This is a genomic window from Paenibacillus sp. Marseille-Q4541 (assembly GCF_018310695.1).
Lineage (GTDB): Bacteria > Bacillota > Bacilli > Paenibacillales > Paenibacillaceae > Paenibacillus.
Genome location: NZ_JAGXCY010000022.1, coordinates 59,976 through 76,595 on the forward strand (window position 1 = coordinate 59,976; position 16,620 = coordinate 76,595).

The following is a 16,620-nucleotide window of genomic DNA, read 5'->3' on the forward strand; positions in this document are numbered from 1 at the left end:
TATGAATAAAATACCTACTTTTACTGTTTGCGAAGTAAAAATTGCGGCACGCCGTGGTCTGGATGCTGAACCATCACAGGCTGGACATCAAACAGTCCTCTGATGTTCTTTTCTGTTAGCAGCTTGGAAGGTGCTCCCTCTAAGAATTGTTTTCCTTCTTTCAATGCATACAAATAATTACAGAAAAGTGAGGCCAGATTTAGATCATGCAGTACCGCGACAATGGTAATGTCCGTCGCCCTTTGCCAATCGGCGAGCAGTTCCATAAACTGCAACTGATAATGAACATCAAGATAGGTCGTCGGCTCATCAAGCAGAAGAATTTCTGGCTCCTGAGCCATTACTTTCGCAAGAGCAACCCTCTGCCTTTGCCCTCCGCTCAGTTCATCCAATCTGCGTTCTGCAAGCGAAGTAAGCGCAAGCTTCTCCAGCACTTGTTCGATCTTCTCTTCTCCAGCACCCTGATCTCTGCCAAGCCAGTCTTGATATGGAAATCTCCCCATTGCAACTACATCCCTAACCGAATAACCAATCTCAGGTAATCCGTCTTGCTGCAGGACTGCAATAATTCGTGACAGTTCCTTACGATTGTAGTCCTTCACACGCTTGCCTTTGACGTAAACTGTACCTTGAGTTGGTGAAAGAATGCCGGATAACAAATGGAGCAGCGTAGACTTACCACTTCCATTCGGACCTACAATTCCCCACCAGTCCCCTTTTTGAACAGTGAAATGAATATCACTCAGTGCGGTAAAATCGCCATATTCCTTGCTGAGAGCGGTCGTTTCCAAGACAGGACCTGGCGGAGAGGAATTGGGATGATGTATCCATTTTTTCGTCATCCGCTAATTCCTCCTCGGCGTTTCTTGTTACGATACAGTAAATAAGCAAAGAACGGAGCTCCTACAAAAGCAGTCAGCACCCCTAGCGGGATTTCCGTAGGAGCGAGTAAAGTGCGTGCCCCCATATCTGCCCAAGCTAGAAAGATGCCTCCCCCTAGAGCTGACAGCGGAATAATAAGCCGATAATCCGGTCCTACGAGAAGTCTTACCATATGGGGAACAACCAGTCCCACAAAACCGATCACACCGGCTACAGACACGGCTGCCGCCGTTAAAAGAGTAGCTACGAGTAGAACTGACACTTTCAGCAAATCTACACTGACTCCGAGATGAGCAGCTTGTCTTTCTCCTAGTGCCAGTAAATTTAGGGATCTACCTCTACTCCAGAGAAAGATCATCCCAACTACTACATAAGGGAAAAGGATGGCCGTATAAGACCATCCACGCAAACTGAGGCTCCCCATCGTCCAGAATAAAATTTGATTGACCGTATCCTTAGACATTGCCGTCAGAAAAGATACGACTGCTCCCAGAAAGGAATTCATCACGACCCCTGACAAAATTAGGTTGTTCGTCGGAATTTTACCACCTTCTCTAGCCAGCATCAGTACACCCCAGAGCGTGATGACACCTGTCGTAAAAGCAACGATGGGAAGCATCCATTCCCCAAGCAAAGCATATTGTAGTCCAAAATAAATCATGATCGCAGCTCCGACAGAAGCACCAGCTGAAACGCCAAGCGTATAGGGATCTGCGAGTGGGTTACGCAGCACCCCCTGAAAACCTGCACCGGCAACGGCGAGAGCCGCACCTACTAAAATACCGAGCAGTACACGTGGTAAACGCACCTTCATAATGATTTGTTCAGATGATGTACTCCACACGGGTTCTATAAGTTCATCCACACCTGGAACATGATTAATAAGTATCCCTGCAATATGGCGGACCGGGAGATGTACTGACCCGATCGCAAGACATAATAGCAGGGTCAGTACAAGCAGGACGAGTCCGATGAATCCGTATCCTGCTAGTCTTTTTTTCATTGGAACAGATCCGGATAGATCGCTTTCGCCACTTCTTTCAGTCCTTCAGTCACACGTGGACCCGGACGGCTAAGCAGATTGGCATTAATGGAGATGACCTTATCATTTTTGATCGCTGTAATTTCATTCCAACCATCACGAGCTTTAATAATCTGATCCAGTGTTTTGTCGTTATCGACAACATCGCTTGCATATAGAATGACATCTGGATTCGCATCGATGATTTTTTCTTCGCTAATTTCATTCCAGCCTTCGGTATCACCTGCTACGTTTACACCGCCCGCAAGCGTAATAATCTCATCCATGAACTCACCTTTACCAACGGTCCAGCCCGGAGAGAATTCTACATATACTTGTTTCTTCTGATCGTCAGCGATGGATGCCACTTTGTCTTGTACTTCCTTCATATCCGCCTTCATCTTCTCGATGACTTGCTGTGCTGCTTCCTGATGATCTGTGATTTGTCCATAAATCTCAATATTCTTCATGACATCTTCTACTGTTTTCGGATCCGTTTTGAAAATAACGATGCCCAGGTCGCGCAGTTTCTGCACCGCTGCTTCATCCATGGAAATACCTGTGAAGACAATATCAGGCTCAGCAGCAATGATGGCTTCTGCATTAGGTTCATACAGACTGCCCATCTTCGGCTTGTCCTTTACCTGCTCTGGGTAATCATCGTAGTCGGAGACTCCAACAATTTGCTCGTCCAGTCCAATCGCATAAAGCGACTCTGTCTCTGCTGGAGATACGGATACGATTTTTTCGGGTGCTTTTTCAAAAGTAAATGACTCTCCCGTCGCATCCGTGAGTGTCAAAGGATACTGTGTCTCTAAACTATTCGTTTCTGTGTTGTCCGTAGTGCCGGCACCTTGCTCGGTCGTTTGACCAGAGCCTTGTCCTTCTGTTGTTGATTCGTTACCGCAAGCTGCCAGCGTGATTGCTAACATGAGTGATAGCAACAGTGATAACATTCGTCCATTCATTTTTTTCATTTTTCTCTCCCTTTCCTAGTAGGTGAAGCCAATCAACGGTCTTGTCTCGTCTGAACATCAAAAAACCCTGTTCCTATTACAAAGAACAAGGTTACGTCTCGCAGCTGCTGCCTTTAAAGAAGGCGCACAATAAATATGCAAAACGTATCCTTTCCTCGAAGGATTACACGTTTACTAACCGTCAAGGCAGGTCTCCTGACTATCCAGGTTTAAAGTAGCAGCCGCTTCCTTCCCATTTTCGCTTAGGCGAAAATAGTGGATCTGTGCAGCCGCCCCCGGTATACAGTGGCGGGACCGTGCCGGATTTGCACCGGCTTCCCTCTTAGCCTGAAGAATTTTAATCCATTTATTCTTCAGGACCTTGCTCGGTAAATATAGACTTTTTATTATAAATTCAAATAAGTCTTCATGTACTCGGATGTTCACTTCTATTGGTATCAGGTCTTCACATCTTTTGCCATTATAGGGGATAGCGAAATTTTCGACAACCGATCTTTCCCTGAAAGCTACATAAACCTCTACATTAGGTATGAAATTTCATTTTCTGTGCGAAAAGCTCTCCATCCTGTAGAGCAAATCGGAGCACAAGACATTCACCTGGCTTCGGCATAAAAGTAGCAAATTCAGCTTCTTTAAGCCATGCAGCGGCCCATTGCCTAATGACGCCACCATGGGTTACAACAAGTATGTTTTGCATAGCTTCTTCCATATTCTTGTCCTTATCTTTAATAAGCCCTTCCCCTAACAAAGAAGGCTTGATTCGCTCTTCCGCAAACTGCTGAATCCGTTCTGCAAAGTGAGCAAACGTTTCTGCGCCCGGTGGTGTCACATGAACGGGATCATCAATCCACTGACGATACAGTATACGATGCTTCAGCATCTCATAAGTCTGTCCTTCAAATTCGCCAAAATGATACTCTCTAAGCCTTGTATCTGTCGTTGCCATACTGACCAGATCCGGTGCTATGATGCGCAGTGTCTCCGTACAGCGGACAAGATCACTAACATAGATTTGATCAAAGGACACATGACTAAGCAATTCACGTAATCCCGTAAGTTCCTTACGTGCTGCTTCCAATAACGGAACATCCGTATGTCCTAAGTATCGTTTTTGCTGATTCCAGAGCGTTCTGCCGTGACGAACCAAGTAAACGTCAATATAACACTTGCCTTGAATCATCTTCACCATAACCATCCGAATCCTGCAATCGAACGAGCCCATGTTAAGAGCACCAGAATCGCTACGAAAATACTTGAGGATACATACATCATCATGATCGTTGTCCGAATATGTTCTGCTTCCATGTCATGATAAGGAACTCCCATATAAGCACGGAAAGAACGTACACCATGATATACATTGTATCCTCCTAGCCGGATGCCAAGAGCTCCTGCTACAGCAGATTCTGGATACCCACCGTTTGGACTCGGATGTTTGCGTGCATCTTGCTGGACTGTGCGCACACCGTTTTTGACGTGAAGACCCAAGATCCAGGCAGAAGCAAACAGCAGGAGTGCAGTTATACGCGCCGGGATGAAATTAGCGATATCATCGAGTCGTGCAGATGCCATGCCAAGGAATTTATATTTTTCATTTTTGTAACCGACCATGGAATCGAGTGTATTCACCGCACGATATGCCATAGCAAGAGGGGCTCCGCCAAGAAAAGCAAAAAATAACGGGGAGATAATGGCATCTACAATATTTTCGGAAATCGTTTCGACCGTTCCTCTTACTACTTCTGGCTGATCCAGCAGCTTCGTATCTCTACCCACAATCATACCAAGCGCTTGCCTCGCCTCGGGAAGACGTCCGGCTCTAAGGTGTTTGTATACTTCCATTCCTGCATCTCGTAATCCCTTCGTTGCGATCGTTGTCGCAATCAGTACAATTTCACCAACTATAGCAAGTACAGGATGAATATAGAACAGCAACTTAAGTAGTGCCCAGGTCAGAGCAAAAGTCCCTGTAACAATCAATAACGGAAAAAGAAAACCAGCATAGCGTAAACCTCGATCTGATGTCACGTTCTTCCGAATCGTATTCTCCAGCCACGTAATTGCCTTGCCCATGGCAATAACCGGATGAGGAATCCATCTTGGATCACCGATTATTCGGTCCAGTGTATAGGCAGCGAGCAGAATCCATGCTCCCATCATTGTGTTCGCCCCCTATCCTTATAACCTGATGCATATAAACTCTCGGTAACCGTCTCGTATACGAGCCGCCCGATACGGTCTCCAAGTTTAGTTGCCGTGCCCGCATAGGCATGAATTCTTTTTGCATCGGTTCCATCCGCAGCACATCCACTCGCTCCAACAATAATGGCATCTGTAGTTGTACCCGTAGCACAAAGTCCATTCTCTGCATCCCTTACTCCTAGATCCTGAAGCGCTGCTGTCTTGGCTTCGACCGCCGTTTGCACAGCATTGACTAATGCATAAGAAGTTATATTCCCAGCAATGAACAACATGATGTTAATGGTACCCGGTGTATACCCCGATGAAAATACAGTACGGGCCGAACCCGCTCTTGCCCCATTCGATACTCCTGCCGTTGTGCAGCAAAATACGACCGCTCCATCCGCCTCTTCCTCCTGAATCGCAGCATGCTGAAGTTTCACTGCTGTTAGCAGTCCTGCTGTCTGATGCACAGGTTGTCCCCACTCCTCAAGTAGTTGATAAATATCTTTAGCAGGTTCGCTAGATGCATAATGCCGATCTACGTAAATGTTGACAGCACGGTCCAGACGAACCATTCCCCCTCCGTGAATGCTGCTGGAGAGCGCATCCAGCATATGAGGCGACTGGAGAAGTAGGTGACGTTCATATTTTGAAATGGTTAGTCCCGGCCATAGTTTAGACGAATATACGATCGGTAAACCGGGTAATTCGGAATCCATATGTAAGAATGGCGTTGCCATTACCTTTGTCCCTCCATGATCTGCCCAAGTGTTTCTAACAAATGCAAGTTATGTTCTGTACTTTTAATAGCAATACGAAAGGCATGCTGATTAAGTCCTGGATACATCGCACAGCTGCGGATAAGAATTCCCTTCCGTCCCATCGCCTCCTGAAGCGTTCCAGCCGTCCAAGGCGCTAGTGACTCTACCAGCAAATAATTCGCTTCTCCTGGACAAACGGTAAATCCATATTCGCTGAGCCCGTCCATAAGTCTAGTTCTTTCCATTGCAATCAGGGATAATGTGTCTTGTTCATAGGAAGGCTGTGCCTGCAGACAAGCCTCTCCTGCTAGTAAGGCGAGTCCGTTCACGCTCCAGGTGACTTGCTTCTTCGTCATAGCACGAATGATTTCAGGACTTGCGATCGCAAACCCAAGTCTCAAACCCGGAATGGCATAAAATTTGGTCATGGAACGAATGATGATGACTTCTGGGTATTTCCCAAGTGAGGGAGCTAGTGATTGACGCGACCTTTCCGGTATAAAATCAATAAAAGCTTCATCAACAACAAGTTTCGTTTTCGTTTGCTCAGCCTTTTTCGCTATAACTTCTAGATCAGAAAGCGAATACTGAACTCCGTTCGGATTATTCGGCTGACCAATAAAAAGAACCTGTACCCTTTCCATCAGACCTACTATGTCGCTGATCTCTGCCCGGTAATGTTTGTCTTTACGACCATATACAGAATCCACTTTTGCACCAAATTGGATAGCAAGGGTCCGATATTCCGAGAAGCCAGGTTCAATCGTTCCTACGGTCTCGGGTCTCAACGCTTGTAGTAGAAGCGCCATACATTCCGCTGCTCCATTTCCTACAAGAATATGTTCTTCACCAAGCTGGAGTTTGTCAGATAATCTTCGCTTCAGCCCCCTGTGCCCTGGGTCTGGATATCGAATAATCTCTTTCCATCCTTGCATGAGTGCCTCTTTCACTTCTGCAGGTGGTCCAAGAGGATTGATGTTTGCACTATAATCGAGAAAATCGGCAGCATGTAAACCATATCTAGCTGCTGCGGTTTCCACATCGCCACCATGTCCATAGATTTCAATCAAAGGATTGTCCTTCCTTTCTTTCCTGCTATTTCGCATCATGTAACCATTATGATGGCATATTTTAGATAGCGTCAATGGGATTTCCCTTTTGTATCGCATGCATTATTGGTTTACAATAGGAATGGAGTCTCATTCCATTCATCAGGATCACTCAGGTGCAACTTCCACATGTGATTCTTGCTTACATATTTTATAAGGTATCGGAGGAAAATCACCATGTTGTTTATCGACAATCAAGGTATTACAGATCCACGGATCAACCTCGCTATAGAGGAATATGCTCTTAAACACTTGTCATTAGACGAGAGTTACCTGCTGTTTTATATTAATGCACCCTCGATTATCATTGGCAAACACCAAAACACCATCGAAGAAATTAACCAAGAATATGTGCAGCAAAATGGGGTTACCGTTGTTCGCAGACTGTCTGGCGGCGGCGCAGTGTACCATGATTTAGGTAATCTTAACTTTAGTTTTATTACAAAAGATGACGGAAATTCTTTCCACAACTTCCGTAAGTTCACCCAGCCTGTAGTTGAGGCACTTCACGATCTTGGTGTAAACGCTGAACTGACAGGACGTAACGATCTTCAAGTGGGAGAACAAAAAATTTCCGGTAATGCCCAGTTTGCCACTCGCGGCCGGATGTTCAGCCATGGAACGCTCATGTTTGATCTCAACCTTGAGAATGTACAAGCTTCACTGAATGTTAATCCAGAAAAATTTAAATCGAAAAGTACCAAATCTGTACGCAGCCGCGTAACCAATATCAGCTCCCTGATGGAAAAAGAAATGACGATCGTGGAATTTCGCGAAGAACTTCTTCGTCATATTTTCGGAATGGAAGCAAGTGAGATCCCAGAATATCATTTGACCGAGAAAGACTGGGAGAAAATCCATGAAATTTCGAAAGAACGCTACCAGAACTGGGATTGGAACTATGGACAGTCTCCGGAAAGTAACGTTAAACATTCGAAGAAATTCCCTGTCGGCATTATCGACCTGCGCATGAACATTAAAGAAGGACGTATCGAGGAAATTAAAATTTACGGAGACTTCTTTGGCGTTGGTGATGTGGCAGACATTGAGAACTTACTTCGCGGCAAACGTTATGAAGATTCCGAAGTTAGAGAAGCACTGAAAGACATTGAAGTGAAACATTATTTCGGTAATCTCGATTTTGAAGACTTTATCGGACTTGTATTCCTCGAAGAGTAGGAATACAGGATTAACAATATAGAGAAATTCACTGTTTACAGAACAGGATATAGATATAGAGGAGAGAAACCATGACTTATAAACTGATTGCTATCGATATTGATGATACACTCATTAATGATAACAAAGAGGTAACCCCTGCCACACAAAGTGCACTTGAGGCTGCTGTAGCTAAAGATGTAGTTGTTACACTTGCAACGGGCCGTGCATATGCTTCTGCACAAGCGATTGCTCGCCAAACAGGACTGAACGTACCTATTATTACGTATCAAGGGGCCCTCATCAAAAATCTGATGGATGAAAAAGTACTTTATGAACGTTTTGTTCCTAAAGATGCGGCGATCAAGCTGTATGAATTCTGTCTCGAACGGAATCTTCATCTCCAAACTTACATTGATGACAAGCTTTACTCCCGCGAGGAGAACGAAAAGCTGATCGACTACTGCAAGCTGAACAAGACTCCTTATTATATTGAACCTGATTTCATGAAAATGATTGAGCAGCCTGCACCGAAGTTGCTTATTATTGATACTCCAGAATTGCTGGACGAAATCGCACCTCAGCTGCGCGAACTGCTCGGTAGTGAAGTCCATATTACTAAATCCAAACCTCACTTCCTTGAAATTATGCACCATGAAGGAACGAAAGGTCATGCCCTGACATTCCTTTCTAACCACTTTGGTGTGGAGCTGGAGGATACGATTGCTGTAGGTGATTCATGGAATGACCATGAAATGCTCGAAGCAGCCGGACTTGGTGTTGCCATGGGGAATGCCATTCCAGCTCTCAAAGAAATTGCAGACTATGTTACGCTCAGCAATAATGAAGACGGCATCAAACAAGTGATAGAAAAATTTGTACTGAACGTTTAAGTTCATCTTAAAATGAATAAAACCCGGAACCAGCATTGGTTCTGGGTTTTATTTGTTATTTAATATAGATGTAATATAGATAAAGAATGAACGGATCACTTGTAAAACTTTCCCTTTCAAGTATAGTAAAAGGATATATTTTACTATACTCATGAGATAAATAGTAGGAGGTTATATACGTGGAATCCGGACTTCTCATCGGACTCGTCATTTTCGTATCAGCGGTATTAATGTACTCATTCTTCTATGCGATCAAGAAAGGATACTCGAAGAAATGGGACGAAGAAGATTGATAAATGAAAAGGGCATTAAGACAGAGTTCGTTTCCGATTCCTTCATCTTAAGCCCTCTCTTTTATTTTTCCGTTAATTTTTCCTTGATTCGTTGAAATTCAGACTTAATCCGTTCCTTCATTTCCTCTGCTTTCTCATGTCTGTCTTCCGAGCGCTCTTCTCTTCTTCGCTCTTCCTCTTCCCTTGCCAATTCCTGTTCCATCTCTCGCGCCTTGTTCATCTCGGTTTCCATCAGAGATACTTCCTTACGGTAAACAAATTTAGGATCATACTGTTGGAGGAAATGATTAAAGGCAATCTCGTTGTTTTCTTGTACATTCGCAACAAAGGCCGTCTCTCCGTTATATAACTCTTCAACGGTTCTCTCGATCAGACTAAATCCTTCTCTCTGCCGGTTTACAATCTTGGTCGCCCCAATCATCGAACCGATACTTCCTCCGAGTAGAATTCCAATGGGACCACCCAGTATTCCAATAATGGAACCAATCAATCCACTTTTAAATGCGGTTGTGTCTGTGGTGGTACGAGGGCTGTAGCCGTCTTTAAACACAATATTCCCATTTTCCTTTTTAATCACGGCTGCTTCCATAATTTGATATTGATCATGCTTCTTCAGCTTGGATTCAGATAAGACCTGATATGCTTTACTGTCATCATTAAATACGGCAACGACAATGTTATTTTCCTCCATAACGTATCTCTCTCCTTCTATGTATCTTTTTGTATACTAGTAAATTAACGCAAATGGCCTTTTTTTATTCAGTTTGTATATAGTTCAATTTAAATCCTCCTATTAATCCTCCAGAGAATCATATAGCCACATCCAATTTTCCGTTACTGGTCTTGAGTACACCTTCTTCATTATTGTCAAAACCATAATTGAATATTATTATAAAAAAGGAAAATATAGTGTAATATTACACGCTCATAACAGAATCCGAAGGTGCAAATCCAAATCAGAAAGGAACATTTCCCATGAATACCCGTTCTGTAACACGTCCTAATATCGTTTTTATTATGAGTGACGACCATGCCGCCCATGCCATCAGTAGCTATGGCAGTAAGATTAACACAACACCAAATATCGACCGAATTGCCGAAGAAGGTATACGTTTTGATCAGTGCTTCTGTACAAATTCCATTTGTACACCCAGCAGGGCAAGTATTTTAACAGGGACATACAATCATGTGAACGGTGTCAAGACATTGTCTGACAGGCTCGACGGAAGGCAGTTGACAGTAGCCAAATTGCTAAAGGAAGATGGTTATCAAACGGCAATGATTGGAAAGTGGCATCTTGGTCATGGCGGGGAGAGCGATCCAACGGGCTTTGATTATTGGAGTGTACTACCTGGGCAAGGCGATTATTTCGACCCGAATTTTATTGAAATGGGAAAAAACATTAAAGAAGAAGGCTACGCCACTGATATTATTACGGATAAGTCGATAGGATGGATCCATAAGCGGGATAAAGACAAACCTTTCTTCCTAATGTGTCACCATAAAGCGCCGCATCGTCCATGGATTCCAGATCACAAACATGCCCATATGTATGAAGATATCGATATTCCGGAGCCCGAAACTTTTCACGATGATTATTCTAACCGGGCAAGTGCAGCGGCAGCGGCAGAGATGCGAATTGACCGTGATTTAACAAAAACGGATTTGAAGATGGATCCCCCTGAACATTTGGAAGGAGCAGCACTGAAAAGCTGGAAATATCAGCGGTATATCAAAGATTATTTACGATGTATTGCTTCGGTGGATGATAATGTAGGACGATTGCTCGATTATTTGGATGATGAGGGATTAAGTGATGATACGATGGTGATATACACCTCGGATCAGGGCTTCTTCTTAGGGGATCATGGTTGGTATGATAAGCGATTTATGTATGAGGAATCTCTGCAAATGCCATTCGTTGTCCGTTATCCTCGTAAAATACCAGCTGGACAGGTAAGTAACCATATGGTGCTTAATGTTGATTTTGCTCCGGTATTTTTGGATTATGCGGGAATTCCTATTCCTGAATCCATACAAGGTGTAAGCTTCCGATCCATTCTTGAAGGTGAGGAACCGAAGAGCTGGCGCACCTCGATGTACTATCGTTACTGGATGCATATGTCTGAACATAATGTGTATGCACATTATGGTATTCGAACAGATCAATATAAATTGATATATTATTATGCTGATGCGCTAGGTTCTGCCGGTGCGACGGATGAGCCCAAAACGCCAGAGTGGGAGTTGTTTGATCTAAAGAAAGATCCTTACGAGATGATCAATGTTTATGATGATCCCGATTATGAGCGTGTCGTACAAGTTTTGAAACAGGAGCTGGATCGCTTGCAACAAGAGGTTGGCGATGAGCCTTATAATTATAAAGGTGAATAATTGGGGATTTGATGTCTTTCAATAAAACTGGACTTAAGTCTAGTGCACTACACTCCCTCTAGACTGGTTACACTCTATCATTTTTTTGATATGATACGGCTAGTTAAATTAATGGAAAGGAGTGATCCGTTTGAGATTAGGGAAACAACATTTAGTCGCCCCACTGCTTATTTTGATCGGGATTTTTCTGCTCATGAACTCAGGTAGGGATATCGGAACCGGCTCCATTTTTGCCTACTTCTGGCCAACCTTCTTCATTATTCCGCTGGGCGTGTTTTTCCACTGGATGTATTTCTCACTGATCGGCCGTGGGGTTGGGCTTCTTGTTCCGGGAGGCATTTTACTAACAGCAGGACTTACTTGCCAAATTGCCATTGTCACCGATAGCTGGATTACAATGTGGCCTGGATTTATCCTTGCCGTAGCCGTAGGGTTGTTTGAGCTTTACTGGTTCGGTAATCGAAACAAATACATCCTGATTCCCATCAATATTTTGGCTGCGTTATCCTTTATTTTCTTCATTGCGTTCTCGATTGGTTCCATGTTAAGTCATTTCTCCATCGTGCAACCTCTCCTAGCACTTCTCCTTATCTGTGCTGGAGCTTACGTTCTCTTCCGCCCGAAGAAACAACGTTTTTACTAAGTACGCCTGATGAAATTACATAATTAAAGAACATTTAACCTCTCTCCTTTCTTTTGCGAAGAGGTTTTTTGTTTGCTATTAGCGCTACGAGTATAAAAAAGGCAGAGGGTTTTTCCCTCTGCCTTTCGTTCTTATTTTGCTACGATCTTATCAACTAACCCATATTCTACGGCTTCTTCTGCACTCATAAAGTAATCCCGATCCGTATCTCTCTCGATTCTCTCTATAGGCTGACCCGTATGATCCGCTAAAATTTGATTGATCTTCTCCCGATTTTTAAGAATACGGTCCGTATGAATTCTTATATCCGAAGCCTGACCGCGTGTACCTCCAAGCGGCTGATGAATCATAATCTCACTGTTTGGCAGTGCAAGTCGCTTGCCCTTCGCTCCTGCCGTTAACAGAAGAGCACCAAAGCTCGCTGCCATCCCCGTACAAATCGTCGATACATCTGGTTCGATGTACTTCATCGTATCATAGATCGCAAACCCGGCTGTAACTGAACCACCAGGACTATTAATATACATGTGAATGTCTTTTTTCGGATCTTCTGCCGTTAGAAACAGAAGCTGTGCGACAATAAGATTAGACATCTGATCTTCTACTTCGCCAGAGATCATGATGATTCGATCCTTCAAAAGACGAGAGTAAATATCGTAACTGCGTTCTCCTCTGCTTGTTTGCTCCACAACATAAGGAATGGTTTGCATAGTTATGCTCCTTTTTTTATGCCACCATCACTATACCGGAATTCGAATACCCGCCAGAATACATCATGGCCCTGTTTGGTGAGCATAGATCTATGTCGTTGCTAGACCCCGATACGTAGCTGTTCAGCACCTGACTCATCAATACCACCTCATCCTCACCACGGCCAAGTCCAAGCTCAACAAGACGCTTCGTGTCTCCGCTGCGAAAAGCACCAAGATACGCCTTTAGCCTTTCCTCCTCTTCCGGTGACAGAACCGTTTGAACTGAATGAACTTGCTCAATCTCGTTAACCTGCACAGCTTGATTTGCAATGGAGGAAACGACTTGCCTTGCCCTGTAGAGAGCTGCCTTTACAGCACCTTCGCTGGAATCCAGCAGTTCAGCTGCCTCCTGTGCTTTATATCCATAAATCTCACACAGCAGGTAGATCGTACGCTGCCAGTCGGTCATGTCGGTTAGCAGCATCCGAAAAACTTCTTCCAGTTGCAAGGACTCCTCCATAGATTCCGTGGTTACGGCCAGGTCTGCTTCCCCAGACTGATAAACCTCACGAAGTTCTCTACGTCTCTTATCCTTACGAACAGCGTCAATCCACGCATTACGAGCCGTCCGAATGAGATAGGCTTCCAAGGTAAAGGGAACTTTCCTATTGATGAGCTCTGGCATCTGTAACAACACTCGAAGACAAGTGTCCTGACATAAATCCTCCGCATCCCATTTCGATCCGGTTAGAGAGAGGCAATATTGATAAAGGGATCTGTGGATCCCTTCCGTGATAGATTGTGTTTGTGTTTGAGATTGTTCTTGTTCATTTTTTCTTAGAGACAGGACAACAAAATGCTGTAAAGGTGAAACAAAGACCATGATAGGGGCCCCCTTTGTTTGGGTCTTTTACATAAGCGCTTATAACAGGTAAACGACTGAGCATGGAAAAACGATACGCAATCTGAAGATTTATTTTTAGGTTGCCGTTTCTGTTGAAATTTTACTTGTTCCTACTGCTTTGATTTCTTCTTTTGGCTGCAAAAGTCCTTTTAACGTATGCCAGTTTGCCAAAATCAGTCCCCCTATAATGATGACTGCTCCCAGCAGGGTCAACCAGCCCACATGCTCTCCATAAAAAAACATCCCAATTCCGAGGGCAATCATTGGAGAAATGTATAGCCAAGTAGACGGGAAAAGCGGATTCGTTCTTGTAACGAGATAATAAAACAGACTATGACCGATCATAGATCCAAATACCGTCAAATACAGAACAGATCCTACTGCGGTCGGATGAAATAACACCTCTATATGAGGCTGCTCCGTTATCGCTGACAGCGCAAATAACAAAAGACCACCGTATAACATCTGTACACCATTTACAGCAATCGAGGCGTGTTCGCGCAGCTTTGATGCTGTCCTTCCTGAATATACCGATCCAGAAGCGTAAAAGACTTCTCCAATTAGCACAGCCACAGCTCCAGCGAGCCACATGCCTCCCGTTTGAACAGATAGTTCTGGCACTAGAATCAGCACGACACCGGCAAATGCCGTCAGACAGCCCAGCATCGACAGCACATGAGGTTTTTTTTTCGTAATTGCCGATTGAATCCAAATAATCATGAGCGGTCCAGTAGCGGATAACACAGCGGCAACTCCGGAACTAATATATTTTTCACCATAATATAAACCTGCAAACGTCATAAACGTTAAACAACCCCCGATAATCAACACTTCTTTGCGCCACAAAAGAGACAGGTTGGTCGTTTTTTTCCACAAACAAAATATAAACAACAAAGACCCCGCAAGCGTAAACCGGACACCAGCAGCAAAAAAAGGCGGCACACCCGCATCATTCCCAATTTTTATTGCTAAAAAGGTCGTTCCAAAGATCAAGCACATTACGGTATACGCCGTAAGCAATCGTTTCATTCCATCCATCCCCCTTATCTATCTGCCCATTGTAATCTGCGAGGAACAGAACAGAAGTGCTACAATAGAACAGATAGAACAGGAAGATAGCGTACAATAGAACTCACAGCATGACAGAAAAGGTGAACCCGATGAAAAACAAACGTCAGGATTTTCTAACAAAAGAACCTCTATCTAGGCAAGTTTATGATTATCTTCTTACACGAATAGAACGCGGGGACTATGCCGCGCATGACAAGCTGCCCTCTGTACGTTCACTCGCAGAACAGCTGGGTGTGCACCGACTAACCGTATTTAAGTCCTATCAGCAACTCGTCCACAAAGGTAAAATTTATGCCAAAGACCGGTCCGGATATTATGTAATGCCTTGCACAGAGAAATCAGTAGACATTCATAACAATCTCCATTCATCTACTTCTGTTCGTTCTATTACTGGAGCTGACACATTAACGATCCAGCAGCTGCTATCTCCTGTTATTCCAGCAAGCATAAATTTCAAACCGCCCGTTGTCAGCTCACCGCTTCGTACGAATTTGCTATCTGAGCTTCAAGCTTACCAAGTGGATTACCAGTTTTCCAAAGCACTCATTGATCCGGCCCTGCTACCCAATGCGTACATGTCCGAATATGTAAAAAAAGTATTTGATCTCTATCCCAAACTTCTCGGAACCTACTCCACGGTACAAGGAGATGAAGAACTTCGGCTTAGTCTTGCGGAATACTTCAAAAATCGGCATCAATTCTTTCTTCTGCCTGAAGATATACTGATTACTTCTGGTGCCTTGCAAGCCATTGATCTGGTAGCCAGACTCATGATTAAACCAGGAGATACCGTTATTGTGGAGCGTCCAACCTACAGTGCAGCCATTGATATTTTCCGTCAGCAAGGGGCCCACATCGTTACGATCCCTATGCTTCCAGACGGATATGATATGGATCAACTTGAGGCAATCATTCGGGATCACAAACCACGCATGATGTATGTAAACCCTACTTTTCATAATCCAACGGGTTACGTACTGCCTGCGTCAAAACGGAAAAGGCTAGTGGAGCTTGCGGAAGAATACCATTTTCTAATTACAGAAGATGACACGACTTATGATATGTATTTTGAAGAGGAGCCTCCCTTACCTATTTACGGCTATGACACAGAGGGCGTTGTGATGTACATTCGAAGTTTCAGTAAATACATTGCACCTGGTCTGCGTATTGCAGCCGTTCTGTGCAGGCCTTGGCTCATGAAAGAACTTCTTACGATAAAATCACTGGCAGATGGAGGTTCACCTCTCCTTGGACAGAAAATATTTTTGCATTACTTTACTTCATCAAGGATGCAGACCCATATGGAGAAGCTACGTATTGCCCTTTCACTGCGGAAGGAAGCGATGGAGAAATGCCTTGCGGGGACAACTTGGGAATGGATCAGTCCAAAAGGCGGACTGGATTTGTGGATTCAGCTGCCAAAGGGTGTGTCTTCAATGGAACTGCTCCGAAGAAGCCTTGCACTATCTGTCTCTTTCGTACCTGGTCCCTTCTGCGATCCAGACGCTGTTCACCACAGCTCAAGTATCAGACTAAGTTACTGCTATACAAGTGAGCGTCAGATCGAAGAAGGCATGCTGTTGCTGAAAACTGCTTATGATTCTTTAGTACGCAGCACATAACCACTTAACCAGAAAA

16 protein-coding genes and 1 riboswitch are annotated in these 16,620 nt (G+C 44.1%); of the genes, 5 read left to right on the top strand and 11 right to left on the bottom strand.

Annotated elements, in window-relative coordinates:
• Nucleotides 1-20 precede the first annotated feature (20 nt).
• The 7 genes from KFT32_RS19075 to cobD form a co-directional block, all read right to left on the bottom strand.
• Complete coding sequence (locus KFT32_RS19075; RefSeq protein ID WP_211748832.1) at nt 21-842, bottom strand: ABC transporter ATP-binding protein; 822 nt, start codon at nt 840-842, stop codon at nt 21-23.
• Nucleotides 839-1,885 carry a FecCD family ABC transporter permease gene (locus KFT32_RS19080; protein ID WP_211748833.1) on the bottom strand — a complete coding sequence of 349 codons (1,047 nt, stop codon included), beginning with the start codon at nt 1,883-1,885 and terminating at the stop codon, nt 839-841. The genes KFT32_RS19075 and KFT32_RS19080 overlap by 4 nt, the downstream gene beginning before the upstream one ends.
• Nucleotides 1,882-2,880: an ABC transporter substrate-binding protein gene (locus tag KFT32_RS19085; protein ID WP_481856352.1), complete on the bottom strand. Its 999-nt coding sequence runs from the start codon at nt 2,878-2,880 to the stop codon at nt 1,882-1,884. Before KFT32_RS19085 ends, KFT32_RS19080 begins: the two co-directional genes overlap by 4 nt.
• A 168-nt stretch (nt 2,881-3,048) precedes the next feature.
• Nucleotides 3,049-3,259, bottom strand: a riboswitch (cobalamin riboswitch).
• A gap of 144 nt (nt 3,260-3,403) precedes the next feature.
• Nucleotides 3,404-4,069 carry a histidine phosphatase family protein gene (locus KFT32_RS19090; RefSeq protein ID WP_211748834.1) on the bottom strand — a complete coding sequence of 222 codons (666 nt, stop codon included), beginning with the start codon at nt 4,067-4,069 and terminating at the stop codon, nt 3,404-3,406.
• Nucleotides 4,063-5,040 carry an adenosylcobinamide-phosphate synthase CbiB gene (gene cbiB / locus KFT32_RS19095; protein ID WP_211748837.1) on the bottom strand — a complete coding sequence of 326 codons (978 nt, stop codon included), beginning with the start codon at nt 5,038-5,040 and terminating at the stop codon, nt 4,063-4,065. The genes KFT32_RS19090 and cbiB overlap by 7 nt, the downstream gene beginning before the upstream one ends.
• Nucleotides 5,037-5,804 (bottom strand): adenosylcobinamide amidohydrolase, encoded by a 768-nt coding sequence (locus KFT32_RS19100; RefSeq protein ID WP_211748839.1) that lies wholly within the window; start codon nt 5,802-5,804, stop codon nt 5,037-5,039. Before KFT32_RS19100 ends, cbiB begins: the two co-directional genes overlap by 4 nt.
• Nucleotides 5,804-6,895 (bottom strand): threonine-phosphate decarboxylase CobD, encoded by a 1,092-nt coding sequence (gene cobD, locus KFT32_RS19105; protein WP_249435986.1) that lies wholly within the window; start codon nt 6,893-6,895, stop codon nt 5,804-5,806. Before cobD ends, KFT32_RS19100 begins: the two co-directional genes overlap by 1 nt.
• Before the next feature lie 216 nt (nt 6,896-7,111).
• On the opposite strand from cobD, the gene lplA reads away from it, so the two are divergent.
• Nucleotides 7,112-8,113: a lipoate--protein ligase gene (gene lplA, locus KFT32_RS19110; protein ID WP_211748846.1), complete on the top strand. Its 1,002-nt coding sequence runs from the start codon at nt 7,112-7,114 to the stop codon at nt 8,111-8,113.
• A 71-nt stretch (nt 8,114-8,184) separates the two neighbouring features.
• Nucleotides 8,185-8,985, top strand: coding sequence for a Cof-type HAD-IIB family hydrolase (locus KFT32_RS19115; RefSeq protein ID WP_211748848.1), 801 nt, complete (start codon nt 8,185-8,187; stop codon nt 8,983-8,985).
• A gap of 354 nt (nt 8,986-9,339) precedes the next feature.
• Here KFT32_RS19115 and KFT32_RS19120 read toward each other — a convergent pair whose 3' ends face one another.
• Complete coding sequence (locus KFT32_RS19120) at nt 9,340-9,969, bottom strand: hypothetical protein (protein ID WP_211748850.1); 630 nt, start codon at nt 9,967-9,969, stop codon at nt 9,340-9,342.
• 284 nt (nt 9,970-10,253) lie between these two features.
• Here KFT32_RS19120 and KFT32_RS19125 point away from each other — a divergent pair, with 284 nt between their 5' ends.
• Nucleotides 10,254-11,672 (top strand): sulfatase family protein, encoded by a 1,419-nt coding sequence (locus tag KFT32_RS19125; RefSeq protein ID WP_211748852.1) that lies wholly within the window; start codon nt 10,254-10,256, stop codon nt 11,670-11,672.
• Nucleotides 11,673-11,802: 130 nt separating this feature from the next.
• Nucleotides 11,803-12,315 carry a hypothetical protein gene (locus tag KFT32_RS19130; protein ID WP_249435987.1) on the top strand — a complete coding sequence of 171 codons (513 nt, stop codon included), beginning with the start codon at nt 11,803-11,805 and terminating at the stop codon, nt 12,313-12,315.
• A 131-nt stretch (nt 12,316-12,446) separates the two neighbouring features.
• Here the strand turns inward: KFT32_RS19130 and clpP are convergent, their stop codons facing one another.
• From clpP to KFT32_RS19145, 3 genes are all read right to left on the bottom strand, one after another.
• The gene (gene clpP / locus KFT32_RS19135; protein WP_211748853.1) at nt 12,447-13,025 is read right to left on the bottom strand and encodes an ATP-dependent Clp endopeptidase proteolytic subunit ClpP; all 579 of its coding nucleotides are present in this window, start codon (nt 13,023-13,025) and stop codon (nt 12,447-12,449) included.
• 16 nt (nt 13,026-13,041) lie between these two features.
• Nucleotides 13,042-13,890 (bottom strand): RNA polymerase sigma factor, encoded by an 849-nt coding sequence (locus KFT32_RS19140; protein WP_211748854.1) that lies wholly within the window; start codon nt 13,888-13,890, stop codon nt 13,042-13,044.
• Nucleotides 13,891-13,986: 96 nt separating this feature from the next.
• Nucleotides 13,987-14,940: a DMT family transporter gene (locus tag KFT32_RS19145; protein ID WP_211748856.1), complete on the bottom strand. Its 954-nt coding sequence runs from the start codon at nt 14,938-14,940 to the stop codon at nt 13,987-13,989.
• A 131-nt stretch (nt 14,941-15,071) separates the two neighbouring features.
• Between KFT32_RS19145 and KFT32_RS19150 the strand changes: the two genes are divergently transcribed.
• Entirely contained in the window at nt 15,072-16,604 is a 1,533-nt protein-coding gene (locus KFT32_RS19150; protein WP_211748857.1) for an aminotransferase-like domain-containing protein, read from the top strand.
• The last annotated feature ends 16 nt before the right edge of the window (nt 16,605-16,620 follow it).